This window comes from Petrotoga sp. DB-2, assembly GCF_054051725.1.
On record NZ_JBSVZD010000006.1, the window covers coordinates 1 to 25573 of the forward strand.

Below are 25573 nucleotides of genomic sequence, written 5' to 3' on the forward strand. Positions count from 1 at the left end.
TCGAAACCGATGCATTTAGCGAAGGAAGGGTTACTCTTAAGGAAGTGAATCAACTCCCTTACTGTAAACCCCTTAACCTTCTGAACGAAGATAGCTTTAAGTAAAGCCCGACGGGAGTACCCTGTTCTGCCTATCTTATTACTGAAATCTGGGACAACGGACCAATCGATCATATCGATTAAATCGAGAAGGTACTTAAATTCAGAATGTTCTTTCATATAATCAGAGTAGACGAAATCGAAGTAGAGTTGAGAAGAGTTACCGTATAATGACAATTGAATGACCTCCTTACAAGATAATAAAGATATGGTATCAAATAAATTATACAGTGAGGAGGTAAAAGTACAATATTGAAGGTATTAAAAGTTAGTTACAATACGTGTTTTAGAGTTTCTAAAGACAGTATTGTTTAATATACTAAGGAGTTTTAATAAATAATGATAATAATTAAGACTGATCAAGAAATAGAAATGATGAGACGGGCTGGAAAAAAGCTTGCCCGTCTTCTTGACGCTTTACTTCCAGAAATAGTAAAAGAAGGCGTTAACGGAGAAAGTATTGAAAAATATGTTTTAGAATACATGGAAAAGGAAGATGCTATACCCACCTTCAAAGGATATAATGGTTACAAATATGCGATCAACTTTTCTGTAAATGAAGAAGTTGTTCATGGATTCCCATTGAGAAGTAAAGTTTTAAAAAATGGCGATGTTGTATCCGTAGATTGTGGTTTAACCTACAAAGGGTACATAGCAGATTCCGCCAGAACCTACATAATAGGACAAGTTTCTGAAAGGGAAAAAGAATTGGTTGAAGCGACCAAAGAATCTTTGTACATGGGTATAAAAAAAGCTGTTGTTGGTAATACCATTGGTGACATTGGACACGAAGTTCAAACTTACATTGAAAGTAAAGGTTTTTCTGTAATAAGGGAATACGTAGGTCACGGCGTAGGAAGGAAATTACATGAAGATCCTCAAATTCCAAATTATGGAAGACGGGGTAGAGGTCCAAAAATAAGAAAAAACATGACCCTCGCAATAGAACCGATGGTATCTATGGGCAGTTACGAAGTAGATATTTTAGAAGACGGTTGGACCGCGGTAACCAGGGATAGATCAAAAGCTGCACATTTTGAACACACAATCGCCGTGACAGAAAATGGCCCAGAAATACTAACACAACTATGATTTAAGGGTTTATTTTTGTGGTCAACAGGGAGAATCCTTACTTTATCCCTTTTATCCTTGTGGGTGGGCTGCGGGGCGAAGGGGCGCAAATAAAGACTAAGCGCAGCTTACATAAAAAGTTCTAAAAATCATTATCCAAAATTAAGTATCTGGTTTTAAAAAGGTTACAGGGCGAAGCCCTCCATCCCCTTTTCCTAAGGGTGGGATCCCGTCTTCAAAAAGGGATAAAGATTCTTTTATCCTTATGAGTAAGTTGAGGGGTCTAAGGGACCGCAGGTCCCCCTTCCACATGGGTGGGGAGCGGGGGAAGGGCGCTAAATCGTACTTTACAGTTACGGTTTCTAATGACAGTAAAAATCCCTGAAAAAGGAGGGATTGTATTGGCTAAAAAAGACGTCGTTGTTATGCAAGGATATATCATTGAAGCTTTACCTAACGCTACTTTTAAAGTTAAATTAGATAATGGGCATGAAATATTAGCCCACATTTCTGGGCGAATGAGAAAGAATTTTATAAAAATACTTCCAGGAGACCGAGTTACTGTGGAAGTCTCCGTTTACGATTTAAGCAAAGGAAGAATAGTGAAAAGAGAAAAAGTCAACAAGAATTAAAAATAGATCTATACAGAGGGCAAGAATCAAAAAGGAGGAAATAAATTATGAAGGTCAGGGCTTCTGTAAAAAAACGATGTGAGCACTGTAAAATAGTAAAAAGAGGCGGAAAAGTTTGGGTTGTATGTTCAAAAAATCCAAAGCACAAACAAAGACAAGGATAATAACATAAAAGGATAATAACATAATAAGAATTTCTTTATGAGGAGGACAAAAGGATGGCGCGTATTTTAGGTGTTGAAGTACCAGATAATAAAGCGTTATTTGTAGGATTAACATATATTTATGGAATAGGTAGAAAAACAGCACTTGATATATTAAATAACTTAGAAATAGACCCTAACAAAAGAGCAAAAGAACTAACAGACGATGAAATTTCAAAGTTAACTCACTACATAAACGAAAATTATAAAGTTGAAGGTGAACTAAGGCAAGAGGTTAATAAAAATATCAGACGTTTGATAGACATTGGTAGTTACAGGGGGAAAAGACATAAAGCGGGGTTACCTGTAAGAGGTCAGAAAACCCACTCCAACGCAAGAACCAGAAAGGGACCAAGACTAACCAAGATCAAAAAAAGATAAAGCTAACTGAGCTTCTCATCATCCTTAAGGCTAAGTTGTGGGGTTTAAGGGACCGCAGGTCCCCCTTCCACATGGGTGGGCAGCGGGGCGAAGGGGCGCTAACACATAAAATCAAGTTTTTAAGGAGGCTTTTAAATAAATGGCAAAAAAAGGAGTAAAGCAAAGAACCAAAAAAAAGAAAGCTGCTCCCGAAAAAGCAGCTGTACACATTCATTCAACCTTCAACAACACAATCGTTACATTAACAGATACTGAAGGTAGGCCAATAATATGGTCTAGTGGCGGAAATGTTGGATTTAAAGGAGCCAAAAAAGGGACTCCATTCTCAGCTCAAATGGCCTCAGATAAAGTTGCAAAAGAAGCTCTAAATCTGGGGGTAAAAAGGGTCGATGTATATGTTAAAGGGCCAGGTTCTGGAAGAGAATCCGCTATTAGGGCTTTACAGGCTGCAGGTCTAAATGTAGAAAGTATAAAAGATGTCACCCCTATACCTCACAACGGTTGTAGGCCAAAAAAGAAAAGATTCTAATTAAGGAGGGAAAGAATTAATGGCGAGGTACATAGGACCACTAGAAAAATTATCTCGACGCGAAGGAATAAACCTTTATTTAAAAGGGAAAAGAAGCTACACTGAGAAATCAGCCCTTAGAAAAAGAAATTACATTCCGGGACAACACGGAAGACAAAAACAAAAATTGACTCAATACGCTATGCAATTAAGATCAAAACAAGCCTTAAAAAGAATGTACGGCTTAATGGAGAAACAATTCAGAAACACTTTTGAAGAAGCTGAAAGATCCCCAAGCGGAGAAACTGGAGAAGTTTTGATGCAACTCTTAGAAAGAAGGCTAGATTCCGTAGTGTATCAAATGGGTTTCGCACCAAACAGAAGAACGGCAAGGCAAATAGTAACTCATGGACATATATTAGTTAACGGAAAAAAAGTGAATATTCCATCTTACAGAGTTAAAGTAGGGGATGTAATAGAAGTTAAAGAAAAGAGTCGCAACATACAACAAGTACGAGAAGGATTAGAATTAGTGCAAGAAGGATATAGAAATATTCCCAATTGGGTAAACGTGGAAATTGAAAATTATAGGGGAACTTTTGAAAGGCTACCAAATATTGATGAAATGGATGTTCCTGTACCTTTAATTAACATCATAGAGCTTTACTCTAAGTAAAAAGTATTATTTATTTGAAACACAAAATATCACCTCGCTCATAAGGGGCAGGAAAGGAGGTGTGCTCTGATTCCCCAATAAGGATCAGAGAAAATATGGAGATATTAATAAAACCTGAAAAATTTAGGATAGTTGAAAAGGAAGAGCAAGATGAATATAACTACTCAAAATACGAATTGTTTCCTCTGGAAAAAGGATATGCTATAACTTTAGGTAATGCTTTAAGAAGGGTGTTGTTATCATCCATTCCATCTTTGGCTATAACCGGGTTACGTATCCCAGGAAAATTACATGAATACGACACAATAGAGGGTATAAAAGAAGACATCATTGAAATAACTTTAAACTTAAAAAAGGTTCAATTAAAGGTTGACGACATTGAAAGTCTCAACGAGATAGATTACCCAATTTTATTAAGCTTGAGGAAGAAATACAAAGCAGGTCAAGTCATAAAAAGTGGGGACATAAAAACTCCTGCAGGAGTAGAAATAGCCAACCCAAATTTTGTTATAGCCCATGTAAATAAAGATATGGAAGTAGACTTTGAATTGTACGCTCAAGCAGGGAAAGGTTTCATTCCTGCCCAAGAATTGACATTTCAAAGTGACATCGAATACATATTCATCGATGGAGTGTTCAGTCCCGTTCTTAAAGTTAACTATTTAACCGAAAATATCCGTGTGGGAAGAAGAACTGACTACGATAAGCTAATACTTGAAATTTGGACGAAAAAAAACATAACACCCACCGAAGCATTAAAAGAAGCAACAAAAATTTTAATGGAACATTTTGATTTCATTTCCAAACTTTGGGAAAAAGAAGGAGAAGAGGGTGCTATAGAACAAATGGAAGTTTCAGTTGAAAGAGAGGAAGAAGAAGAGAAAGAAACGGAAGAAAATATTTTTGGGTTGCCAAAAGATTTAGTAGAAACTCAGATTGATTCTTTGGATTTAACGAAAAGAGCTAAAAACTGTTTAAAAAGAGAAAAAATAGACACCATTGGAGAACTATTAAAAAGAAGACCTGCTGACCTTCTTAAAATCAAAAACTTTGGAAGAAAATCTTTAGACGAGATAAAAAAAGAGCTAAGTGAGAAATTTGATATAGATTACGAAAAATTACACCAAGAAGAAAGGGGGAACACCTTCGATGAGGCATAGAGTCAAAACTAAAAAATTAAATAGATATGCTTCCCATAGAAAAGCGTTGTTGAATAATTTGGCTAGAAGTGTATTTGAATCTGAAAGTATAATCACTACTACCGCAAAAGCAAAAGCCGTAAGGCCCCTTGTTGAAAGAATAATCACCAAAGCCAAGGAAGCTAATTCGACTGATCTCCCAGAAAGGAGAGTAGCTTTAAACAGGGATATAAACAAACACTTCAACGACAGAAAACTAGTCTACAAAATAGTACATGAGATCGCACCCCGATACGAAAATAGAAACGGTGGTTACACAAGAATATTAAAAATCGGTTATAGAAAAGGTGACGCTTCAGAATTATCTATACTCCAATTACTTCCGAAAGAAGAATAACTTAAACAATGACGCCCAGAACGGGCGTCATTGTTTAATATATCAGTAGGACTATAAGCCGGATTCTGTCAAGTTGACCATTAATCTACGCGGTCTACCCAGAAGGCGGACACTCAAGTCTCTCGGCGGGCCACCTCTGGCCTTCTTGCTTGACCTTGCTCAAGATAGAGGTTACCAAGCTGCCAGATCGCTCTGACACTGGTGAGCTCTTACCTCACCGTTCCACCCTTGCCTTTCGGCGGTCTTCTTTTCTATGGCCCTATTCAGGGATCACTCCCTCTGGTTGTTAACCAGTATCTTGCCCTTAGAGTCCGGACTTTCCTCAAAATAGGCCAAGTATGCCTACTCGCGATCAACCGTCCTACTTCAATTATTCAAATAGTTAAAATTTTTCCCCTGATAGGAACCTCTCTTTCTCATCGTATTTTCAATTAAGTTTAAAATCTTTATTTTAGAAATTCCCCAATTTCCATGTAACGTTCCGGTTTTTGGAGGATCGGCAACAAGCCTATGGATCACAATCTTTGGATCCAAGTATTCCAAGAAAGTAATTGCCCTTTCTACAAAATCATCCAACGTCAAAGGTACAAATTCCCCACTTCTATACAAATCGGCGAGTTTTGTATTCTCCACGATATACAAAGAATGCAATTTTACACCGTCAACCTTCAAGGCGGAACTAACCTTAGCCATCTCTTTCACATCTTCTAGTGTATCACAAGGAAAATCTATTATATAATGCAGGATAACCTCTAATCCAGCTTTTTTTAACCTATTTACAGAATCTATAACTTCTGCTAAAGAATGCCCTCTGTTCATATACTTTAACGTATTGGGATTAATACTCTCAACACCGAGCTCAACGTAAACATCAACTCTATCTTTAAAAGTATTTAAAAGCGTTATTACCTCATCTGGGACACAATCCGGTCGGGTTGATACATCCAAACCGACTATTCTATCGTCTATTAAACTACTTTCATACTTTTCTTTCAATTCATCAACAGGGGCGTAAGTATTAGTGTTTGCCTGAAAATAGGCGAGAAATTTATTAGCTTTTTTCTCGTATCTATTAATCATTTCCTTAACCTGTTCTTCAATACTTATCTTAGGCTTAAAAGCTGCAAAACCGCTACCTGTTAAATCGCAATAAATGCAACCACCCTTACCTCTCTCGCCTGTTTTATTTGGGCAAGTGAATCCAGCGTTGATTGGTAACCTTTGCACCCTTTCACCGTATCTATTCTTAAAATACTCACTCAACCTATTATACAAATCCAACAAAATCACCATCGATTCAATTGAAGCTTCAAGTCGTTTATCACGCTTTTTTTTGGGCCATAAACAACAAAAAATAGGTTATTTACTCCCCTATACCACGCACTGATTTGCATCTTCATATACTCATCGTTGTACTCACCATATATAAAAGGAATAGCCGAAAAACTAGCGGCTAAGCCATCAGAATAATCACTCACAAAGGTATACCAAAAATTCAACAAAGTGAACGAATTATCGAAATGAACAACGTGAACTTCGTACAAACCACCATTCTTTTTGAAGTTCATCTCCAAATGTTCGCCAGTGTCTGGGACCGTTGTATTTATTATCGTCCCATTTCTGGTAACTATCCTACTTATCTCCTCATACCCTTTAGGAGAAAACTCTATGTAATCATCGATGGGTTTAGATATCCCTATCGTCGTTATGGCTATCAGAAAGATCACTATTATTGTACTTATCTTCGATTCTTTGATAAAATTTATGGAATTTCTCATATATTTGCTCCTTTTCTTCTTTTAAAGTTAAAAATTCTCCATTGTAGTATAAAAATTTGCCGGCTACCATCGTTGCAAAAACGTTCTTAGGGTTTGCAGAATAAACTATATGAGACTTTAACCTTGATAAGTCATTAGGGAAAAACTCAAAAGAATCCATATCTAAAACGACCAAATCTGCTTTGAACTCAGGCTCTAACCTTCCTATGTTTGTTTCTAAGGCAAAACCACCGTTTTCCCAGCTCATCCTCAAAATTTGTTCGACTGAAAATCTGTCAGGCCCATACTTGTATTTTTGCAATATACCTCCAAACTTAATCTCGTTGAAAAAGTTCAAAGAATTGTTGCTAGCACAACCATCCGTTCCAAAGGTTATGTTTATATTCTTATCGAGCATATCCACTATGGGGGCTATCCCGTTGCCCAACTTCATATTACTAATCGGGTTATAAGCTACATTCACTTCTTTCCTTGAAAGAACTTCTATATCTTTTTCATCCACATGGACACAGTGCGCCGCTATCGTAGGAAGATCGAACAAACCAGTATTTTCAACATCTAAAAGATTGTACTGATTTCTTTCATTTTCTGATTCTAACAAATGAATCTGAATGTGAGTGTTGTACTTTTTTGCAATTTCTGCTACTTCTTTCAATTTATCCATAGGAACGGTGTAAGGGGCATGAGGCCCAAAGCCTATATAAATTCTGTTATCTAATCCATTGTATTTTTCATACGTTTCGATATTTTCTTTTATCCTTCTATTCCAACCCTCATCTGTATCGAAAGATAGCCCTCTTGATATATATGCACGAAGTCCTAAATCGTATGCAGCTTTGGCTATCTCGTTCGTAAACATATACATATCAACAAAAGTTGTTATTCCGTTGGAAATCATTTCCAACATAGAAACTAAAGCACCGTAGTAAGCCATTTCACTTTCCAAAAAATCCTCTCTTGGCAGCATCTCTTTGAACAACCAATCGTTAAGTGATAAATCATCGGCAATACCTCTAAAATAAGACATAACTGAATGGCTATGGGTGTTAATAAATCCAGGGACGATCAGCTTACCAGTTAGATCGTACTCGTCCACATCTCCCAAATTCACCTCGGTTGAATCACTTGGGGCAAGTAAGTCTTCGATCTCATCACCGTCTATTAATATATCAAATTTTTCTACATCATCATCAGCACTTATTAGAACATACGCATTCTTCAAAAGTTTTTTAGACATATCCACAACTCCTTTGGTTGTTTTCACTGAATATTATACTATAAAATATCGTTTGTGAGTTGATTTTTAAAAGAAAGGAAAAATACCGTTTTATATTTTCAAAAATTAGGAGACCCCTTCCCACTCCATATTTTAAAAATAATTGAAATTTTGGCAAATAAATAGTATAATTGTTTGTGGTTGTTTTTTTGGAGGTTTTATTTTGAAAAAGCACGATCTACGTTCACTGGGTTATTTGAACATGATCATTTATTTTGCTGTAATAGTTCTGTCAAATATATTTGTTGGTCTTTTGATAGGATATTTAATATACAGGTTTACCGACCAGCAGATATGGATGGTTTTGTTGATGTTTTTAGGGATAATTTCCGGATTATATTCGGGTATAAGGGAGCTTTTGAAAGAGGTAGAGAAACATGAAAGAGCTGAAAAAAAAGCTGAAAGAGATAGAAATGAAAACAATAGCGATAGTTCTGATTGAGGCCTTAGTTCTTTCTTTATTCTTTTCTTTAGAAGCTCTTTGGGTTTTATGGGGAGGAATTGGTGCAGTTATAGGTTTTTATTCACTTGCAGAAGAGATTAAAAAAATGACGGTTGGTTCAAAGCCAAGAAAGATCTTACCTGGTTTTTTTATGAGATACCTTTTGTATGGTGTGATATTGGGAATCGCTGCCTTTAATTCAGCATATGCCCTTTTGTTGGCTTTTGTCGGTTTAATAAATTTGAAGATTGTTCCATTTTTATCCTATAAATAATTTTGATTAGTAGTTGGAGGAGGTGTTCTTTTGACGAACGATAGATTAAAGAAATTTACCATCTTTCTTTTTGTAGCTTATGTAGTTTTGGGATTAATTAACTTTTTTGTTTTCGATATGAGTTTAGAGGGTGTTGGAGATAGATGGATTGTTTATTTTGGTGATGGCGGGTTCTTTGGTCAATTGAACCCAATGACTTTGATCATGTCTTTTGCTGTTATGTTTCTGTTGATTTTAGTTGCCAGGAGCATACATTTTGAGAGGATCCCTGGAAGGTTTCAGGCTGCTGTAGAAACATTTTTTGACTATTTTTGGGAAATGGTGGAAGATTCCGTTCCCAATCCTAAGTATAGGAAACAAACTTTTGTAATAGCTATGAGTTTTTTTCTGTATATAGGTGTTTCAAATGTACTTGGTGGGATGCCTGGAATAAACGTTGTACCAGTTGAAAATGGGTTGAATGTTCAGTTATTCACGGATACCTGGTACACACCTACCTCCGATTTAAATGTGAATCTAACGTATGCCTTGATGGTTTTAGTTGTCAGCCACTTTTTTGCGGCAAGGGCTAAAGGTGTACTCAAATGGCTAAAATCTTTTTTTGAACCAAATCCATTGTTGTTTCCTATCAACATAATCAGTGAATTGGCTAAACCAATCTCCCATTCTCTAAGGTTATTTGGTAACGTCATGGGTGGGGGAATATTAGTGTTGATTATTAGTTACATGTTGAAATATTTCGTTTTACCTGTGTTCTTATGGGGCTTTTTTGGTTGGTTTATTGGGCTCATTCAGGCCTTTGTTTTTTCTTTGTTAACTATTGCGTATATTGGTTCTTTATTGGAATAAAAACAAAACTTATCAAATCAGAAAAAACTAGTTTAAGGAGGAGAAAAAGATGGATTTATCTACTATGCTTCAAAATTTAATTACTGAAGGTGGTTCCATTGGATGGGGCTTATATTATTTAGGAAAGTTATTGGGAGCAGGAGTTGCAATGGGAATAGGAGCTATAGGTCCTGGTGTTGGAGAAGGTAACGTTGGTGCACACGCAATGGATGCTATGGCAAGGCAACCAGAGATGAGCGGAAATTTAACAACGAGGATGTTATTGGCAATGGCGGTTACAGAGTCAACCGGTCTTTATTCTTTGGTTGTTGCCTTGATCTTGTTGTTTGTTCTTCCATGAGTGTTTATTTTGTTGATCTTTATTAGTTTTTCCCCCAAAGAGGTGATTGTATGATATCTTTTAACTTAACTTCCATAGTCAATTTAGTAGGTTTTTTGGCTTTCATGTTTCTTATGTACAGGTTGTTGTACAAACCGTATTTTGATATCACAGATAAAAGAAAAAAAGAAGTAGAGAAGAATTTGAACGAGGCTGAAAAATTAAGGTTAGAAGCCCAATCAAAGAAAGAAGAGTTGGATAAGCAACTAGCTGAAGTGGATGATAAAAGACGTGAAATTTTAACTGAAGCTGATGAACAAGCTAAATCTATAATCAAGGCTGCTCAACAAGAGGCTCAAGAGCAGAGGAAATTTATTTTAGAAAAGGCAGAAAAAGAGGCTGAAGAGATTAAAGAAAGTGCAGCAAGAGAACTGCAATCGAGAATAGTTTCTCTAGCTGTTACCATTTCCTCTATGATATTAAAGGAGCAGATCGATAAAAAGAAGAATGAAGAGTTGATAAGAAGGGCTATAAACAATCTGAAAGACAAAGGTGAATTATAATGAAAGCTTCTTATTTTTTGGCTTCAAAGTATGCCCAAGCCATTTTGGGTACTTTAGAAGAAAAGGGTGAAATTTCAAGATTAGATGAATACGTAGAAGCGTTTCAAAGGTTAAAAAAAGCTCTTGAAAGCAGTGAAACTCTTAGGGATATGGCTTATAGTCCGTTGATTCCTCCAAAATATATAGTTACAAAATTGAAAGACGTCTCAGAATTTGATGATACTATTTTTGTTCAATTTTTAGAAGTTTTAGTGGATAAAGGGCGTCAAAATTTAATTCCTTTTATGTCTCATATTTTGTATCAAGAGAGTTTAGAAAGAGAAAAAGTTGTGGAAGTGAGACTTGTACTTCCCAATAAAGTAACTAATACAATTATAAATCAGATTAAACAAGCTATTCATAATAAAACAGGAAGAAAAATAAAGTTAATAACACAATTCAACGAAGATCTTATAGGTGGATTACAGTTATACATAGGAGATAAGTTTTTTGATTACTCCGTAAAAGGATTTTTAGAGAACATTCAATCTGCCTATGCACCAGTTGGTGGAGGTGAAATATTTGAGAGTTAATCCAGATGAGTTGACAAAAGTAATAGAAGAGCGTATTAAAAGTTATGAAAGTGGAGAGATAAAAGAAATAGGTTGGGTAATGCAGGTAAGCGATGGAATCGTTAGGGCTTACGGTTTGAAGGATGTTATGACCAACGAATTGGTTGAAATAGAAACATCTGAAGGTGAAAAGATCTACGGTATAGCTATGAATTTAGAAGAAGATAATGTTGGTATAATTACCTTGGGAGATTACAAAGGAATAAAAGAAGGGGACAAATTAGTTAGAACCAACAGAATAATAGAAGTACCTGTTGGAGAAAATATGCTAGGTAGAGTGGTTAATCCTTTAGGTATGCCATTGGATGGAAAGGGTGAAATAAGCACTAATGATTTTTATCCTATCGAAAGAAAGGCGATGGGGGTTGTAACAAGAAAACCTGTTGATACGCCTCTTCAAACTGGATTGAAAGTCTTGGATGCCTTGATTCCTATAGGAAGAGGTCAAAGAGAGCTTATAATCGGAGATAGACAAACTGGTAAAACCGCTATAGCTATCGATACGATAATAAATCAGAAGGGGAAAAATGTTTTTTGTATTTATGTTTCGATTGGACAAAAGTCATCAGGTTTGGCAAGAACTATCGATAATTTAGAAAAGTACGGTGCAATGGACTACACTGTAGTGGTGGCAGCAGATGCTTCTGATCCTGCATCTTTACAGTATATAGCTCCATACGCTGGTGCGGCAATTGGAGAATATTTTATGTTTAACGGTAAAGATGCATTGGTAATATACGACGATCTAACAAAACACGCCGCTGCTTACAGAGAAATATCGCTACTGCTTAGAAGGCCGCCTGGAAGGGAAGCTTATCCTGGAGATATTTTTTATTTGCATTCGAGATTGTTGGAAAGGGCGTCTAGGTTGAACGAAAATTATGGAAATGGTTCTTTGACAGCTTTGCCAATAATCGAGACGCAGGCGAACGATATTTCTGCATATATTCCAACCAACGTTATTTCAATAACGGATGGTCAGATCTATTTAGAAACAGGGTTGTTTAACGCGGGGATAAGACCTGCTGTTAACATAGGTTTATCTGTTTCAAGGGTTGGTGGAGATGCTCAGACCAAGGCGATGAAAAGAGTAGCTGGATCTTTAAAATTAGACTTAGCACAGTACAGAGAGTTGGAATCCTTCACTCAGTTTGCTGCGGATCTTGATGAGGCAACAAAGAAACAGCTAACAAAAGGTGAAAAACTCACTGAATTGATGAAGCAACCACAGTATTCACCGATGGAGATAGAAGAACAAGTTGCCGTTATTTACGCTGCCAATGAAGGCTATTTGGATCAGATCCCTACCGATAGAATAGGTGATTTTGAAAAACAATTTTTAGCCTATCTTAAAGAAAATTATATTGATACTTTAAATAAGATAAAAGAGAGCAAAGACATAACGGATGAGATAAAGAAAGAACTGAATGAAGCAATCTCAAAATTTTTGAATGTGTTTAGATGATTGGGGTGATTTTAAATGAGTCGTGGTAATTTAAGAGCCATTAAAAGAAGGATCGCCTCTACAGAATCTACTATGCAAATAACAAGAGCCATGCAGATGGTTGCCACAGCCAGGCTCAACAAGATACAGAAGCGATGGAAAGGTGTAAAAGATTATTCTAACTACGCAGAAAGGATTCTGAAAAAAGTTCCCTTTGTTGAAGAAAGCTTATACACTCAAAATGGTGAAGGTTCTTTAATTTTTGTGATCGCCCCAGACATGGGATTAGCGGGCTCTTTTCCATCTGATCTAGTTAAAGAAGCTTTAAGGGTGAAATCTAAGCTGGAAGATTTTAAAGGATACTTTGTTTTGGGTGCAAAGGGCTATTCAGGTTTAAAGAGTGAAACAGTCTTGGAAAAAGAGATAAATTTATTCGATATTCCAAAGGTTGACCATGCAGAGTATTTGCTGGACATTATTTTCCAAATTATGGAAAATAAAGGCATTAGCAAAGTGAAGGTTGTGTATGGAAAGTTAAAAAATGCCTTGATACAGTTACCTAAAACTTACGACCTGCTTCCAATAACAAAAGACAAATTTGAAATAGATGCCAGATACGAATATGAACCTGAGGAAGAGAAAGTATTTGAGGATGCTGCATATCAGTATCTTCTCTCTAAAATGTATCTATTTTTATTTGAAACCAAGTTGAGTGAACTTCATGCCCGACAAAACGCAATGAAAAACGCCACGGATAACGCACATGATTTAATAGAAGAGTTGAACCTTGATTACAACAAGCAAAGACAAGCCTCTATTACCCAAGAGTTGATAGAGATTGTTAATGGGGCGAATATGCAATAGGAGGTAATTCGATGCAAGATCAAAAAGGTAAAATAATATCTGTTATTGGACCTGTCGTTGATGTGAAATTCCCTGAAGGCCAACTACCTAACGTTTACGATGCTTTAAAAGTAAAGAACGAATACTCAGGAGAAGAGTTGATTCTTGAAGTTGAGCAATTAATCGGAGACGATACAGCTAGATGTGTTGCGATGGATTCTACCGATGGTATAAGAAGAGGGCAAGAAGTTATTAACACACAAGAGTCCATAAAAGTTCCCGTGGGGGAGACGACATTAGGAAGAATGTTCAACCTTTTAGGTAAACCTATCGATGAAAAAGGAGAGGTTGAAGGGGAAGAGTATTGGCCAATTCACAGGGATCCTCCATCGTTAAATGAACAAGATACATCTGTTGAGATTTTAGAGACAGGTATTAAAAGTATAGATCTTTTGGCTCCGTTCCCGAGAGGTGGGAAAATAGGATTCTTTGGGGGAGCAGGTGTTGGTAAGACGGTTCTTGTTATGGAACTTATAAGGAATATTGCTAAAGAGCATAAAGGGATCTCTGTATTTGCAGGTGTAGGCGAAAGGACCAGGGAAGGTAATGATCTTTGGTTGGAAATGCAAGAGACAGGGGTCATTGATAGCACGGCGTTGGTGTTCGGTCAGATGAATGAACCCCCTGGAGCGAGGTTCAGGGTCCCTCTAACCGCGTTGACAATCTCAGAATATTTTAGGGATAAGCAAAAAAAAGATGTCTTACTTTTCATAGATAATATATTCAGGTTTGTTCAAGCAGGATCAGAGGTGTCGGCTTTACTGGGAAGAATGCCCTCTGCTGTGGGATACCAGCCAACGTTGGCATCGGATATGGGGCAGTTGCAAGAGAGAATAACCTCCACAAAAGATGGTTCTATTACCTCTGTTCAGGCTATTTATGTTCCTGCAGACGATTTCACGGATCCCGCACCTGCTACTACTTTTGCCCATTTGGATGCAAATATAAACCTTTCAAGAAAACAGTCAGAGTTGGGACTTTATCCTGCGGTTGATCCATTAGATTCCACATCGAAGATGTTGGATCCCAACGTAGTTGGACAAGAACATTACACCGTTGCAAGAGAAGTCAAAGAAGTTTTGCAAAGGTATGAAGATTTACAAGATATAATAGCGATTTTGGGTATAGAAGAATTGTCCGAGGAAGATAGACAGGTAGTGAATAGAGCCAGAAGAATCCAAAGGTTCTTAACTCAGCCTTTCTTTGTTGCAGAAAGGTTCACAAATTATTCTGGTAAGTATGTTAATGTAGAAGATACTATCAAAGGTTTTAAAGAAATACTTGAGGGGAAGCACGATGATTTACCTGAAAGCGCCTTTTATATGGTGGGTACGATAGAAGAAGCCGTAGAAAAAGCAAAAAAAATGAATGTATGAAGTGTTTGTAAGGCAGGTGGTATAGATATTTAAATTCAAAGTTGTTACCCCAGAAGGGGTAAAATATGAAGAAGATGTTCAGTATGTAGAATTTAAAACAAAAGAGGGATCTATGGGAACCTTAACTCAACGGTTGCCGATCGTGACATCTTTGAGGATTGCCCCGGTATCGATAAAAAAAGCAGATAACTCAGTTGATAGTTTTGCGATCCATGGAGGTATTTTGGAGATGACCGGTGAAGAAATGACTATTGTTACCACCGCTGCTGAAAGATCCGAAGATATAGATATTGAAGCTGCGAGGAAAGCTATGGAAAGTGCCCAAGAACAGATTAAAGCAACGGAAGATCAGTTTAAAAAAATCAAATTACAAACTAGAATTGAAAAGAATCTTTTAAGGGTCAATATGTCAAAAAGAAAATAAAAGGATTGTTAATCTATCTTTGAATGAGGTCTATTTTAGTTTTTATCCTTTGTAAATCGTTGTAATTTTTTTCTAAATAATTATCTTTGATAGTCTTTAAATAACTTAAGTTGAGCCATATTTTTCCCCTTTCTTTCAACGAGGTTTTATCTTCCTCTAGAATAGAAGGGGAAAATATTTTTTGATCTGTTAGAACGTACGCAAGCAAATTATTAGCTAAGTCTTGATTGTTACCAACTACAGAACTTTTACTGAATACTAGGTCGACTTCTTGAATCTTCAAAGTGGTTATAACAGCTGGATTTCTCATTTCTTCGGGAAGGATAAAAGAGATTTTATAAGAGTTTATTGAGAATAATCTATGAGTTAAACTTTTTTCCTGGTTTATGAAGATAACTTGATTGTTGAAGAGTTTGAGAATATCGTTTTTTAAAAATAGAATCAAATGAATTCCGTATATATTGACAATTTCAGAAATTAAGTGTAATTTGCGGTAGGGGATATTTTTGTTAGAGGAGAAAAAAAAGATATAAAAGCCTTGGTTGATACCATCAGCAAGCTGTTTTATTGTGTTTTTTGAAGATAATTTTTTTATTATGTATATACCTAAACTGTTCTTGTTATAACTTTTTGGTTCTTCATTGATCGTTTTTAAAGACTCAAACAATTCTTTTTTGAGAAAGTTATAATGTAACTTCAAGAACAGATCGCGCGTCCTCATTCTATCTCAGCACCTTGACATCATAGGTGTGAATCGTTTCTTTCAAATCTGATAAATACTTCCCAAAAGAATGTATATAATTTTTACTCTTTTTAAAATCAAGCGTGAAATAAATAGCGTTTTTGATCACGAATTCGTTTTTGTAATTGGGGACGATGTAGGATACCGTAGTTTCGTTTTTCGCTGTGTTGATAATTATCGCCGGGATTTTTACACTTCTCAAATTTGACTGTATATGTAGAAGTACTTTTCTTTCTAAACTTTCAGAAAAGTTCAACGATAGAACGATTAAATCCACTTGGTACAAAAGATTCAAGAAATAAAATTCAAAATTTAGAGCATCGTTGGTAAACCCGAAAGATAATAAAATATCTTTTTCCGTTATGAACCTATTATCTTTGTTTAAATATGTTTTGTTCCTGTTTATATAACATTCTACATACTCTTTGTTATTGATAGCAATAACCTCAGATTGGTCGTTTAAAGACCAACCTGAGGTTGATAGTATTAAATCAAAATCAAAAAATTCCATCGCATTTGCTGAGTTTCCCACAAAAATTCTCATTTTCCAAATTTTTCGTAAAAAGTTTTATATGCCAAATAAGTCTCGTATATATCCGCTTTTGATGCTACCTCATACGGAGAGTGCATCCCCAAAAGCGGAACGCCAGCATCCAAAACGTCTAAACCTTTCTCGGAAAAGAAAAGGGCTATGGTTCCTCCTCCGCCTCTATCCACTTTTCCCAATTCTCCTATTTGCCAAGATATGCCTTCTTTATTGAAAAGATTTCTAATTTTTCCTACTAATTCAGCATTTGCATCGTTTGTTCTTCCTTTGCCCCCTGAACCTGTGTATTTCATTAGAGTTATACCGTAACCCAATTTTGGAGCATTGGATAAATCGTGAGCTTCTTTGTAATTTGGATCAACAGCAGCTGACACATCAGCTGAAAGCAAAGTGGAATTTGTAAGGATTTCTTCTATATTTTGAAGTAGTTCTTCTTCTTTTGCTAAAGCGGCAATTTTCTTCAAAACGTAGATCCAGAAATGATTTTTTGCACCTGTATTTCCATCGCTACCTATTTCTTCTTTATCGACTAGTAAAACTGCCGGGTTCTTTACAGAGGTCTGAGCATCAATTAAAGCGGTTAATCCTGTGTAGGCACAGACCCTATCGTCGTGTCCGTAGGAAGCTAAAAGGCTTTTATCTAGGCCTACATCTCTGGCAGGAAGTGCAGGAACGATTTCCAATTCAGCACTGACTAAATCTTCTTCAACGATTCCATATTTATCGTTCAAGATTTTCAAGATATTTAACTTAACCGGATTTTTAATTTTATCGGTTTCATCGTAGGAGATTGCAGTAGTACCAACTAACAAATTCATCTTTTCAGCTTCAAATGCTTCCGAAACCTTTTTATTAGCTAAATCTCTATCCAAATGAGGCAGTAAATCTGATATTACAAATACTGGATCGTTTTCGTCTTGTCCTATGGAAACTTCTATTTTACTACCGTCGTTTTTTATTACTACGCCATGTAATTCAAGCGGTATGTTGAACCAGTGATACTTCTTCACTCCACCATAATAATGGGTCTTTGCCATCGCAATACTCTCATCTTCCACTATTGGTTCGGGCTTTAAATCAAACCTTGGCGAATCTATGTGTGCACCAACTATGTTGATACCATCCTTCAAAGGATTGTTGTACTTCAAAGCAAATATCGCTTTGTCTCTGTTTACAAAGTAAACTTTATCCCCTTTCTCTATCTTTCCAGAGTTCACATAATAAGAAAGAGGTTTGAAACCGTTTTTTTCAAGGAGCTCCACTGAGTATGAAGCGGCCTTTCTTTCAGTTTTAGAAAAGTTGATAAAATCCTTGTACTGCGAAGAATACCTATCGATATCTTCCCTGTTTCTTTTGCTCCATACACTTTTCTTTTGAAAAGTTAAACTTTTTTCCAACTCTGTTAGGTCCATTAGATCACCTCCAATAAAATTTTACCATATTTTTTTGAAAATAAGCATAGTTAAATAATTTTTTATGAAGTCTTGGTTTATGTATACTCAAATAATCCGTTTATATATGATTAGGAAGAAATATTCGTCAATAGAGTTGATTACGATGTTTAAACTTTAGTTTTCTTCAATTTTATTATTTGTTTAAACTGTATAAAAATATTATAATAGATATGCTTAAGGAAGATAAGGTTTACGGGGGAAGGGGCAAAGACTTCTTTATTTTTTGGTGGGCTGCGGGGTAAAACACTGATTTCACTTCCTTATGGGGTGGGGAGCGGGGGAAGGGCGCTATATATAGTTTTAGAGTTCCTAAAGACAATTAAAAATTTTTGTGAGGAGGGACTTTTATGGAAAAGAAGATTTATCCAGAGTTGACTATGGATTTTGTAAGGGTTACAGAAGCATCTGCTTTGATGAGTAGTTTATACTTGGGTTGTGGTAATCTGGAAATGATTAAGCATAGTTCCATCGATGCTATGAGAGGTATGTTTGACTACATAGACTTTAAAGGGAATATAGTAATGAGTAAATACGATAAAGAAAATTCAAATATGTTGTACGTTGGTGAAAAAGTAGGTAGTTGGCAAGATGACACTAATGAAATGGATTTAGCTGTTGATGCTATAGACGGAGTGAAATTGGCTGCTTTTGGTCTGCCTAATGCCATAAGTTGCGTTGCTGCCACGGTGTCGGGAGGTATTAAATTACTGCCGACTTTTTATTCTTATAAGCTTGCTGTAGGTCGTGAATTAAAAGGTAAATTGGATTTGAGAAAACCTATGAAAGAGAATATAAAAATTGCAAGTGAGGTTTTGGGAATTGCACCTACGGAACTAACTTTTGTTATTTTGAATAGGCAAAGGCATGAAGAGATTATAGAAGAGATTAAAGAAGCTGGTTCAAGAATAAAATTGATAAGTGATGGGGATATCACAGCTGCCATAGCCACCGCCGTTCCCGATAGTGGGGTGGATATCTATGTTGGTATTGGAGGGACTCTTGAAGGGATACTCTCGGCTGCTGCTTTAAAAACGTTAGGTGGAGAAATTCAAATGAAATTATGGACAAGGGATAGAATTGAAGAACAATCGATCAAGGAAGAAGGTTGGGACCTTGAAAAAATCTTTTATACCGATGAAATAGTTGGTGGAGAAGATGTAATATTTTCTGCAACGGGTATAACCGATGGAGATCTTTTAAAAGGGGTTAAATTTGTAAAAGGTTTTGCTTACACTCATACACTTACGATGAGAAGTAAAAGTGCTACTATAAGAAAAATCGAGTCTATGCACAATTTGAAAAATAAAACTATAAGGCTAAAATCTTTAGAAGAGGATAAAAAATTAATCAATTTGAGAAACGAGTATATTAATTAAGTTGAAAATCCTTTTTCTTTTGTCCTTGTCATAAGTAAGATTACCCCTTCAAAGGCTATTTGTAAATAATAAGTTGCGAATCTCCACAACAGTATAGTTGTAGAAACGAATCTTCCAGGCATAAAACTGGCAAGGACAATACCATATAATGTCTCTACCCCACCTGTGGAACCAGGGGTAGGTATATAATAGATAACAAAATTCATTATTATAAAAAGTATGAATATTTCAAGAATGCTGTAGCTTCTTGATGTAATTGATGTTAGAGCAAAATACAAACCAAGGGAATGAAAAAAAACGATGAAACCTCCCAGTATAAAGTCAAACGTAACTATGTGTGCCTTTTCGACCCATAGTGTTTTAATACTTAACTTTAGCTCTTCTAACCAATTTTCTAACTTTTGTAATCTTTGTTCGAATTTCGATTTGTTTTTTAATGGAAATATCTTTAGTAAAAAGTTAAACAACTTATATATCAATTTTGGGTTTAAAAATAGTATTATTAACAAAGCAGAGAACCCTAAAGCGGCTATAATACCAATGATAAGTATATATTTTCCAGTCCCTATTCTGCCTAAAATACTCATTACTCTTCTTATGAAAATTAAGATAACGGCAGAAGAAAACAGTAAATTTTCTACAAGTCTTGACAACACTATATTTGTAGCCAAAGTGGATTCTATTCCTAATTTTGTAAGGTGGTATATTTGATACGGTTGACCACCACTAGCCATTGGGGTGATATTTGACATAAAATAGTATGAAATGGTATTATAAATGGCATCCTTAAACTTTATTTTTTTGTGGAAACTTAAGGTTACTATGTACAATCTAATTAAATCTATCAAATAAGCCATAGAGAAAACTACGAATACCTTCACAATAAAAAATAGATTGACAGTTTTAAGAGTATCGAAGGTTTCTTGGAAATCTGCAAAAAATGAGATCACAATGTTGATGACTAAACCAATAATTAAAACTACGATTAGATTAATGATTATTTTTTTTCTACTAAGTGTGCTTTCATTTTCCTTGCCTTTATCTTCGGACATTTTTTCCTCCTGTATGGATTTTTTGCTTTATACCTTCTTCATAGATATTTTTTAATTTTATAAAGGCCTTTTCATCACTATAATTTTCAAATAATTGGTAAGATTTTTTCTCGTATTCAGCGTACAACTCTTTGTTAATATTAAGTTTTTTGATTATCTCAACAAAATCTTCCACTGAATTACCAGATAAATAGTTAGGAGAAAATATTTGTTTGTAAACTGGTAAATCTCTAAGAACTAAAGGTAAACCACTTCCAGCTGCTTCAATTACAACCAAGCCAAAGGTTTCATGAAAGGAAGGAGAGAAGAAAATGTCGGATAAAGAATAATAATCGATCATTTTTTCTCTGTTTATGGTTCCAATAAAATTCACGTTGTTAGGAGCCCATTTTATCAACCTGTTCATTTCTTCATAACCCTCGGTGAACTGTTTAAAAGGCATTCCACCGGTCCAAATGAACTTCGTGTTCTGTAATCGTTTAGCGGTTTCCACAAAATCTATTATACCTTTTCTGGGTTGTATTTGTCCGGCACCCAAAATTATGAAATCATCATCATTATACCCGTGTTTTTTTCTTAAATAAGATTTTTTGTTGTATTTTTCCTCCGGCTTTGTGAAAAATAATTCTTTTATGACAAAGTTTCTGAAGACCACAATTTTATTTGGATTTATCTGGAGATCCTTAATCAGTTCATTTTTGGTCTCTTCACTAACGGCTAAAATGCAGTCAGAAGAGTTATAGAAATATTTTAAATATCTATTGAAAAAAGGTAACCATAGTTTATTGAATTTTATACTTCCTTTCAATGAATTAGGAACTATGTGAGCGGAAATCACACAAAAAGATTTTTTCTTATTCTTTAGCAACGATAAGAAGCTTTTTATGTTGAGAGTATGGATATGTAAAACATCATAATTCCCTAAAATTTTGTTCTCATATATCGTGTAATCACTATATTTTTTTAAAATGTATTTGTGATCTAAGGTAGCAGAATATACCCCTTGACCAGGGTATTTCTCAGCTATTGATAAAATATTGATTTTCATTTTTTCCCTTCTCAAAATTGGAATTTAAATGTGTTTTATAAGTCTTTTCAAGTTTTTGTTATAAACTCTTGAATAGATCATAGCAGAGTTATCTACTATAAAATCTCTGTAGACATAACCATCAAGGTATACCTTTTGTCTATTTAGATATTTATCTATCAACGTATTAGATAGCCCTTTTTGGGACATTAAACTCAATGGAAATCCTATACATTCTATTTCGTATTGCGCGTAGTCTTGTAAGGTTGTTTCAACCTTTTTAGTTGATTTTTGTTCTCTCTCTCCAAATAACGTACTTTTTATATCTTCTAACTGTTGAACTTTTCCTTTCATCCGTTGAGTGGTTTCTCTTAGTAGATTTTTACGGTTGTTGTTGAAATAATCTAATGCGCCGGATTTGATTATTAATTCCACAATATTTCTATTGATATTTTTGTTAATTATGAAATTAAAAAAATCTTCTAAGCTTGAGAATTTCGCTTCTTCAAATATTTGAGAAATATTTTTACCTATTCCTTTAATTATATACAAAGGCAGTATTAGATCTGTTTTACTAGCCAAACCAAATGGATATCTAATGTCTGGTAACTTTATTTTTACTCCTAAAAGCGATGCTTCATTTATTATATCAATATCAATGCCTTTTATTTTAACATATTCTAAGAAGAAATGTGAAGGATCTTTGAATTTTTTTTCTGATAACCAGTATGTGATGTGAGCATAAGCTACCGCATGAGATTTATTAAAGGCATACTGAGCAAAGTTTTCTATCTGAGAAAACAATAAGGTTGCTTCTTTTTCGCCTATCTTTTTTGAGGCGTTGGTAATAAATTTGGTTTTGAAGGTTGTGATTTTGTCTTTTTCTTTTTTAGATACTGCCTTTCTCAACAAATCTGATTCTTGTGGAGAAAATCCTCCTAAGATTTGAGCAATTTTCATTATCTGTTCTTGGTAAACTAAGACGCCCTTTGTCTCGGGGAAGATTTTTTTCAAATATTCTGGTGAGTCTTCATTAACGTATTGATCTATCATCCCGGATTCAAGGGGTCCGGGTCTGTTGATGGCTAAGAGTAAGATTAGCTCTTCAAAATTTTTAGGTTTTATTCTTTGGGCTAATTTTTGCCCTAATTTTGAGTCCAATTGGAAGATGCCTTTTGTCAAACCTTTGGATAGGTAATGGAAAGTTTTTGAATCGCTAAGTTCCCGGTACTTTTCTTCTATCTGTAATTTTTTTAAGAAGGTCAACGTGTCCAAAGCTAAAATGTCGAACTTTTCCACTCCTAAATATTTTAAATCAGACATTTCCCATTCTATTATGGATATTTCCTTTTTTTCAATGGGAGAAAAGGTTCTAAGGTCATTTTGGGAAATTATCAAACCCGCTGCATGAACAGACTCTGCCACTTCTATTCCTTCAAGATAGTAAGCGACATAAAAAAAGGTTTTATCTTTTTTTGATAAAGATTTGAATTTATCGATGTTCTCTTTACTTCTTATTGGAGCGTTTATTTTAGCTTCTAAATTGTATCCAAGTAGTTCTTCTGTCTTTTTTAAAGCGGATTTGATTTTCATAGTAGAATAAGTTCTGATTTGAGAGATCTTATATTCTCCCACTTCTTTTTGCAAAGCCTGTATTAGATCAACTCTTTTTTCCGCATCGATATCCAGGTCTATATCGGGTAATTCATGCCTGTATTCGTTTAGAAATCTTTCGAACAGGAGATCGTATTCAATAGGATTCACCTTAGTTATTCCCAATTTATAAACTAAAAAGGAACCCACTGCGGAGCCTCTTCCGGGTCCAACAGAGATGCCATTTTTTTTAGCGGTGTCAACGACTTTTTTTACCGTTAAAATATAATTTTTTACCCCTAGCTTTTTTATTATTTCCAACTCGTAGGATAATCGTCTTTTTTCTTCTAAGGTTAGATCTTTTTGTGAAACAATATCTGTTAAATTATAGTCAGTGACTTTGTATTCATCAAATCTATAGTTTCCTATATTGTAATAAGTTGCTATATTTGAGAAAATAGATAGTTCATTTTGATATTTTAAACCGTCTTTGATACAAAGAGATTCTTCATCTTTAAATATATCTTTTAAAACGCCAGTTGGATACTTCACGTAGGGAAGATCCGTTTCGATTTTTTTCAATCTTAGGTTGTTTCCTAATCCGTTGTAGTGCATTATAGCTGATCTAATATCATTGTTTGTTTGCAATAAGTACTTGCCGTCTACCGTTTCATACAGGATTATTGGCTTAATTCTGTACTTTTGGGCATGAGCGATAAAACTCACCCATGATCTTGGGTGCGGTTCTGATAGGACTATGCAATTGAACCCATACCTTTTTGCTATGGGGAAAAGGTCCCTTAGCTGAAGATAGGATTTACCAATACTTTTTGAAGTTACCACGGGTCCTAAGATCTTCACTAGCAGGTCCTCCGTCAAGAATTTCGCCCTTTTAGGTTTGTTAGAGTGATCAACAGATTTTTAAAATCATCAGGTAAGGGAGCCAAAAATTCCATCCATTCGTTACTTTTTGGGTGGTAAAAAGCTAATTTCAATGCATGGAGCATTTGTCTGTCTACAGGTATTTGAAGATTCTTTACTATTTTATTTTTTCCATACAAAGAATCCCCGATTACTGGATTACCGATGTATTTGAAATGCACTCTGATTTGATGGGTTCTTCCTGTTTTAAGCCTTATCCAAACCAACGTGGCAAGATCTCCAAATTCTTTTAACACTTTGTATTCAGTTAACGCTTCTCTTCCGTTGTACACAACAGCCCTTTTGTGCCTTAAAATAGGATGTCTTCCCAAAGGTAAGTTTATTTCTCCTTCTTTTTCTTTCAGTGTTCCTTCAATTAGGGCTAAATAGTATTTCATTGTCTTTCTTTCTTTGAATTCTTTTGAAAGTAAGTGGTGTGAAAAAGCATTTTTTGCTACGACCAACACACCAGAGGTTTCTTTGTCCAATCTATGAACAATTCCTAATCTATTAGGATCTTGCATCTTTTTGTCAAGATCCTTTACATGGTACATTAGGGCGTTAACCAAAGTACCAGTTTTAATACTCGATGTTGGATGTACTATCAAACCAGCAGGTTTGTTAATGACGATTAATTCCTCATCTTCATACAGTATATTCAATGGTATATTTTCTGGTAAGATTTCCTCTTCTTTGGTTTCTTCTACCACTTCATGAAAATCTATTTGAATTTCGTCGCCTTGTTTAACTTTGTAATGAGGTTTCTTTTGAGATCCGTTGACGGTAATTTGTCCTTTAGTTATGGCGTTTTGGATGAGATTCCTAGAAATTTCAATAGGCATTTTTTCGACGATGTATACGTCGAGCCTTTTTTGTTCATCTTCTTTTTCAACTTTGTACATTCTTTTTTCCATATTTGCTCCTTTTAAAAAAATGGTATAATAAAATCACGCCACCAAAAGTCACGAATATATCAGCTACGTTGAATATAGAAAAATTTGGCCAATATATCATATCTACAACGTATCCTAACCTGATTCTATCAAAGATATTACCTAAAGCTCCTCCTATGATAAAAGTGATACCCAAGTCAAATGAAGTATTAAAAAACTTATATTTTTCTTTTAAGATAAAAAGAAAAATTACTATTAGTGTAGAGAAGATTCCATGAAACAAAGCCATGCCTTTAAAAAGTCCAAAGGCGATGCCTGTGTTTTCAACATAAGTCAATTGAAAAAATCCAATTTTAATGGTATTCTCTAGAAGAAACGTTTCTGAAAGTTTTTTAGTTAATTGGTCAAAAAAGATAATAATAGGTATAACCCAATTCATTTACTCAGCCCTTTCTTTTTCCTTGATCATAACCGTTATTGATTATAACACTTTAGAGGTAAAAATTGTCACTTTACCGTTAAAAATCTCATTAATCTGGCTGTTGACAGAAGCCTTACTTCAAACATATAGGGGTGGAGCCTTCACTCCTGCTGGACTTGGGGC

31 protein-coding genes and 1 other RNA gene are annotated in these 25573 nt (G+C 35.2%); 19 read left to right on the forward strand and 13 right to left on the reverse strand.

Annotated elements, in window-relative coordinates:
* Positions 1-275 (reverse strand): transposase (locus ACW9JY_RS03505; RefSeq protein WP_457283410.1); only part of this gene is annotated, 275 nt, incomplete at its 3' end.
* A 162-nt stretch (positions 276-437) separates the two neighbouring features.
* On the opposite strand from ACW9JY_RS03505, the gene map reads away from it, so the two are divergent.
* The 8 genes from map (at position 438) to rplQ (ending at position 5105) form a co-directional block, all read left to right on the forward strand.
* The gene (map, locus tag ACW9JY_RS03510) at positions 438-1190 is read left to right on the forward strand and encodes a type I methionyl aminopeptidase (RefSeq protein WP_457283411.1); all 753 of its coding nucleotides are present in this window, start codon (positions 438-440) and stop codon (positions 1188-1190) included.
* A 380-nt stretch (positions 1191-1570) separates the two neighbouring features.
* Positions 1571-1801 carry a translation initiation factor IF-1 gene (gene infA, locus ACW9JY_RS03515; RefSeq protein WP_103076378.1) on the forward strand — a complete coding sequence of 77 codons (231 nt, stop codon included), beginning with the start codon at positions 1571-1573 and terminating at the stop codon, positions 1799-1801.
* A gap of 47 nt (positions 1802-1848) precedes the next feature.
* Positions 1849-1965, forward strand: coding sequence for a 50S ribosomal protein L36 (gene rpmJ, locus ACW9JY_RS03520; RefSeq protein WP_012208593.1), 117 nt, complete (start codon positions 1849-1851; stop codon positions 1963-1965).
* Between the two features lie 54 nt (positions 1966-2019).
* Positions 2020-2385: a 30S ribosomal protein S13 gene (rpsM, locus tag ACW9JY_RS03525; protein WP_103076377.1), complete on the forward strand. Its 366-nt coding sequence runs from the start codon at positions 2020-2022 to the stop codon at positions 2383-2385.
* Between the two features lie 139 nt (positions 2386-2524).
* Positions 2525-2914: a 30S ribosomal protein S11 gene (gene rpsK, locus ACW9JY_RS03530; RefSeq protein ID WP_103076376.1), complete on the forward strand. Its 390-nt coding sequence runs from the start codon at positions 2525-2527 to the stop codon at positions 2912-2914.
* Between the two features lie 19 nt (positions 2915-2933).
* Positions 2934-3569 (forward strand): 30S ribosomal protein S4, encoded by a 636-nt coding sequence (rpsD, locus tag ACW9JY_RS03535; RefSeq protein ID WP_103076375.1) that lies wholly within the window; start codon positions 2934-2936, stop codon positions 3567-3569.
* A gap of 95 nt (positions 3570-3664) precedes the next feature.
* On the forward strand, positions 3665-4729 hold the full coding sequence (locus ACW9JY_RS03540; protein WP_457283469.1) for a DNA-directed RNA polymerase subunit alpha: 1065 nt from the start codon (positions 3665-3667) through the stop codon (positions 4727-4729).
* The gene (gene rplQ / locus ACW9JY_RS03545) at positions 4719-5105 is read left to right on the forward strand and encodes a 50S ribosomal protein L17 (RefSeq protein ID WP_012208588.1); all 387 of its coding nucleotides are present in this window, start codon (positions 4719-4721) and stop codon (positions 5103-5105) included. Before ACW9JY_RS03540 ends, rplQ begins: the two co-directional genes overlap by 11 nt.
* Positions 5106-5143: 38 nt before the next feature.
* Here the strand turns inward: rplQ and rnpB are convergent.
* The 4 genes from rnpB to ACW9JY_RS03565 form a co-directional block, all read right to left on the reverse strand.
* Positions 5144-5473, reverse strand: an RNA gene (gene rnpB / locus ACW9JY_RS03550) — RNase P RNA component class A.
* Positions 5472-6398, reverse strand: coding sequence for a TIGR01212 family radical SAM protein (locus ACW9JY_RS03555; protein WP_457283412.1), 927 nt, complete (start codon positions 6396-6398; stop codon positions 5472-5474). Before ACW9JY_RS03555 ends, rnpB begins: the two co-directional genes overlap by 2 nt.
* Positions 6392-6883 carry a hypothetical protein gene (locus tag ACW9JY_RS03560; RefSeq protein ID WP_457283413.1) on the reverse strand — a complete coding sequence of 164 codons (492 nt, stop codon included), beginning with the start codon at positions 6881-6883 and terminating at the stop codon, positions 6392-6394. The genes ACW9JY_RS03555 and ACW9JY_RS03560 overlap by 7 nt, the downstream gene beginning before the upstream one ends.
* Positions 6792-8120 (reverse strand): amidohydrolase, encoded by a 1329-nt coding sequence (locus ACW9JY_RS03565; protein WP_457283414.1) that lies wholly within the window; start codon positions 8118-8120, stop codon positions 6792-6794. Before ACW9JY_RS03565 ends, ACW9JY_RS03560 begins: the two co-directional genes overlap by 92 nt.
* A 202-nt stretch (positions 8121-8322) precedes the next feature.
* Here ACW9JY_RS03565 and ACW9JY_RS03570 point away from each other — a divergent pair, with 202 nt between their 5' ends.
* The 10 genes from ACW9JY_RS03570 to atpC are packed head-to-tail and all read left to right on the forward strand — an operon-like array spanning position 8323 to position 15364.
* Positions 8323-8601, forward strand: coding sequence for an AtpZ/AtpI family protein (locus ACW9JY_RS03570; RefSeq protein WP_103076370.1), 279 nt, complete (start codon positions 8323-8325; stop codon positions 8599-8601).
* Positions 8537-8875, forward strand: a complete 339-nt coding sequence (locus ACW9JY_RS03575) for a hypothetical protein (RefSeq protein WP_457283415.1) — start codon at positions 8537-8539, stop codon at positions 8873-8875. Before ACW9JY_RS03570 ends, ACW9JY_RS03575 begins: the two co-directional genes overlap by 65 nt.
* Before the next feature lie 30 nt (positions 8876-8905).
* On the forward strand, positions 8906-9724 hold the full coding sequence (atpB, locus tag ACW9JY_RS03580) for a F0F1 ATP synthase subunit A (protein ID WP_103898443.1): 819 nt from the start codon (positions 8906-8908) through the stop codon (positions 9722-9724).
* Between the two features lie 49 nt (positions 9725-9773).
* On the forward strand, positions 9774-10064 hold the full coding sequence (locus tag ACW9JY_RS03585; RefSeq protein ID WP_211286452.1) for a F0F1 ATP synthase subunit C: 291 nt from the start codon (positions 9774-9776) through the stop codon (positions 10062-10064).
* 50 nt (positions 10065-10114) lie between these two features.
* Positions 10115-10606: a F0F1 ATP synthase subunit B gene (gene atpF, locus ACW9JY_RS03590; RefSeq protein ID WP_457283416.1), complete on the forward strand. Its 492-nt coding sequence runs from the start codon at positions 10115-10117 to the stop codon at positions 10604-10606.
* Positions 10606-11178 (forward strand): ATP synthase F1 subunit delta, encoded by a 573-nt coding sequence (gene atpH, locus ACW9JY_RS03595; protein ID WP_103076366.1) that lies wholly within the window; start codon positions 10606-10608, stop codon positions 11176-11178. Before atpF ends, atpH begins: the two co-directional genes overlap by 1 nt.
* Entirely contained in the window at positions 11168-12682 is a 1515-nt protein-coding gene (gene atpA, locus ACW9JY_RS03600; protein ID WP_457283417.1) for a F0F1 ATP synthase subunit alpha, read from the forward strand. The genes atpH and atpA overlap by 11 nt, the downstream gene beginning before the upstream one ends.
* A gap of 15 nt (positions 12683-12697) precedes the next feature.
* Positions 12698-13525, forward strand: coding sequence for an ATP synthase F1 subunit gamma (gene atpG / locus ACW9JY_RS03605; RefSeq protein WP_457283418.1), 828 nt, complete (start codon positions 12698-12700; stop codon positions 13523-13525).
* An 11-nt stretch (positions 13526-13536) separates the two neighbouring features.
* Positions 13537-14940 carry a F0F1 ATP synthase subunit beta gene (gene atpD / locus ACW9JY_RS03610; RefSeq protein WP_457283419.1) on the forward strand — a complete coding sequence of 468 codons (1404 nt, stop codon included), beginning with the start codon at positions 13537-13539 and terminating at the stop codon, positions 14938-14940.
* Between the two features lie 25 nt (positions 14941-14965).
* On the forward strand, positions 14966-15364 hold the full coding sequence (atpC, locus tag ACW9JY_RS03615; RefSeq protein ID WP_457283470.1) for an ATP synthase F1 subunit epsilon: 399 nt from the start codon (positions 14966-14968) through the stop codon (positions 15362-15364).
* Positions 15365-15377: 13 nt separating this feature from the next.
* Here atpC and ACW9JY_RS03620 read toward each other — a convergent pair whose 3' ends face one another.
* The 3 genes from ACW9JY_RS03620 to ACW9JY_RS03630 are packed head-to-tail and all read right to left on the reverse strand — an operon-like array spanning position 15378 to position 18065.
* A complete protein-coding gene (locus ACW9JY_RS03620; RefSeq protein ID WP_457283420.1) occupies positions 15378-16064 on the reverse strand; it encodes a hypothetical protein in 687 nt (228 codons plus the stop codon).
* A gap of 22 nt (positions 16065-16086) precedes the next feature.
* Positions 16087-16650, reverse strand: coding sequence for a hypothetical protein (locus ACW9JY_RS03625; RefSeq protein WP_457283421.1), 564 nt, complete (start codon positions 16648-16650; stop codon positions 16087-16089).
* Entirely contained in the window at positions 16647-18065 is a 1419-nt protein-coding gene (locus ACW9JY_RS03630) for an aminopeptidase (RefSeq protein WP_457283422.1), read from the reverse strand. The genes ACW9JY_RS03625 and ACW9JY_RS03630 overlap by 4 nt, the downstream gene beginning before the upstream one ends.
* A gap of 389 nt (positions 18066-18454) precedes the next feature.
* Here ACW9JY_RS03630 and glpX point away from each other — a divergent pair, with 389 nt between their 5' ends.
* Entirely contained in the window at positions 18455-19483 is a 1029-nt protein-coding gene (gene glpX / locus ACW9JY_RS03635) for a class II fructose-bisphosphatase (RefSeq protein ID WP_457283423.1), read from the forward strand.
* Here glpX and ACW9JY_RS03640 read toward each other — a convergent pair.
* The 5 genes from ACW9JY_RS03640 to lspA are packed head-to-tail and all read right to left on the reverse strand — an operon-like array spanning position 19480 to position 25408.
* Positions 19480-20535 (reverse strand): lysylphosphatidylglycerol synthase transmembrane domain-containing protein, encoded by a 1056-nt coding sequence (locus tag ACW9JY_RS03640; protein WP_457283424.1) that lies wholly within the window; start codon positions 20533-20535, stop codon positions 19480-19482. The two genes, glpX and ACW9JY_RS03640, sit on opposite strands and share 4 nt — an antisense overlap.
* On the reverse strand, positions 20522-21583 hold the full coding sequence (locus ACW9JY_RS03645; RefSeq protein WP_457283425.1) for a glycosyltransferase family 4 protein: 1062 nt from the start codon (positions 21581-21583) through the stop codon (positions 20522-20524). The genes ACW9JY_RS03640 and ACW9JY_RS03645 overlap by 14 nt, the downstream gene beginning before the upstream one ends.
* Positions 21584-21607: 24 nt before the next feature.
* Complete coding sequence (gene dnaE / locus ACW9JY_RS03650) at positions 21608-24016, reverse strand: DNA polymerase III subunit alpha (RefSeq protein ID WP_457283426.1); 2409 nt, start codon at positions 24014-24016, stop codon at positions 21608-21610.
* A 14-nt stretch (positions 24017-24030) separates the two neighbouring features.
* Positions 24031-24990 carry an RluA family pseudouridine synthase gene (locus ACW9JY_RS03655; protein ID WP_457283427.1) on the reverse strand — a complete coding sequence of 320 codons (960 nt, stop codon included), beginning with the start codon at positions 24988-24990 and terminating at the stop codon, positions 24031-24033.
* A complete protein-coding gene (lspA, locus tag ACW9JY_RS03660; protein WP_103076353.1) occupies positions 24965-25408 on the reverse strand; it encodes a signal peptidase II in 444 nt (147 codons plus the stop codon). Before lspA ends, ACW9JY_RS03655 begins: the two co-directional genes overlap by 26 nt.
* Between the last annotated feature and the right edge of the window lie 165 nt (positions 25409-25573).

Coding starts and splice junctions, on each gene's coding strand:
- map (WP_457283411.1), top strand. CDS start 438: ATGATAATAATTAAGACTGATCAAGAAATAGAAATGATGAGACGGGCT.
- rpmJ (WP_012208593.1), top strand. CDS start 1,849: ATGAAGGTCAGGGCTTCTGTAAAAAAACGATGTGAGCACTGTAAAATA.
- rpsM (WP_103076377.1), top strand. CDS start 2,020: ATGGCGCGTATTTTAGGTGTTGAAGTACCAGATAATAAAGCGTTATTT.
- rpsK (WP_103076376.1), top strand. CDS start 2,525: ATGGCAAAAAAAGGAGTAAAGCAAAGAACCAAAAAAAAGAAAGCTGCT.
- rpsD (WP_103076375.1), top strand. CDS start 2,934: ATGGCGAGGTACATAGGACCACTAGAAAAATTATCTCGACGCGAAGGA.
- ACW9JY_RS03540 (WP_457283469.1), top strand. CDS start 3,665: ATGGAGATATTAATAAAACCTGAAAAATTTAGGATAGTTGAAAAGGAA.
- rplQ (WP_012208588.1), top strand. CDS start 4,719: ATGAGGCATAGAGTCAAAACTAAAAAATTAAATAGATATGCTTCCCAT.
- ACW9JY_RS03555 (WP_457283412.1), bottom strand. CDS start 6,398: ATGGTGATTTTGTTGGATTTGTATAATAGGTTGAGTGAGTATTTTAAG.
- ACW9JY_RS03560 (WP_457283413.1), bottom strand. CDS start 6,883: ATGAGAAATTCCATAAATTTTATCAAAGAATCGAAGATAAGTACAATA.
- ACW9JY_RS03565 (WP_457283414.1), bottom strand. CDS start 8,120: ATGTCTAAAAAACTTTTGAAGAATGCGTATGTTCTAATAAGTGCTGAT.
- ACW9JY_RS03575 (WP_457283415.1), top strand. CDS start 8,537: ATGAAAGAGCTGAAAAAAAAGCTGAAAGAGATAGAAATGAAAACAATA.
- ACW9JY_RS03585 (WP_211286452.1), top strand. CDS start 9,774: ATGGATTTATCTACTATGCTTCAAAATTTAATTACTGAAGGTGGTTCC.
- atpF (WP_457283416.1), top strand. CDS start 10,115: ATGATATCTTTTAACTTAACTTCCATAGTCAATTTAGTAGGTTTTTTG.
- atpH (WP_103076366.1), top strand. CDS start 10,606: ATGAAAGCTTCTTATTTTTTGGCTTCAAAGTATGCCCAAGCCATTTTG.
- atpG (WP_457283418.1), top strand. CDS start 12,698: ATGAGTCGTGGTAATTTAAGAGCCATTAAAAGAAGGATCGCCTCTACA.
- atpD (WP_457283419.1), top strand. CDS start 13,537: ATGCAAGATCAAAAAGGTAAAATAATATCTGTTATTGGACCTGTCGTT.
- ACW9JY_RS03625 (WP_457283421.1), bottom strand. CDS start 16,650: ATGAGAATTTTTGTGGGAAACTCAGCAAATGCGATGGAATTTTTTGAT.
- ACW9JY_RS03630 (WP_457283422.1), bottom strand. CDS start 18,065: ATGGACCTAACAGAGTTGGAAAAAAGTTTAACTTTTCAAAAGAAAAGT.
- glpX (WP_457283423.1), top strand. CDS start 18,455: ATGGAAAAGAAGATTTATCCAGAGTTGACTATGGATTTTGTAAGGGTT.
- ACW9JY_RS03640 (WP_457283424.1), bottom strand. CDS start 20,535: ATGTCCGAAGATAAAGGCAAGGAAAATGAAAGCACACTTAGTAGAAAA.
- ACW9JY_RS03645 (WP_457283425.1), bottom strand. CDS start 21,583: ATGAAAATCAATATTTTATCAATAGCTGAGAAATACCCTGGTCAAGGG.
- ACW9JY_RS03655 (WP_457283427.1), bottom strand. CDS start 24,990: ATGGAAAAAAGAATGTACAAAGTTGAAAAAGAAGATGAACAAAAAAGG.
- lspA (WP_103076353.1), bottom strand. CDS start 25,408: ATGAATTGGGTTATACCTATTATTATCTTTTTTGACCAATTAACTAAA.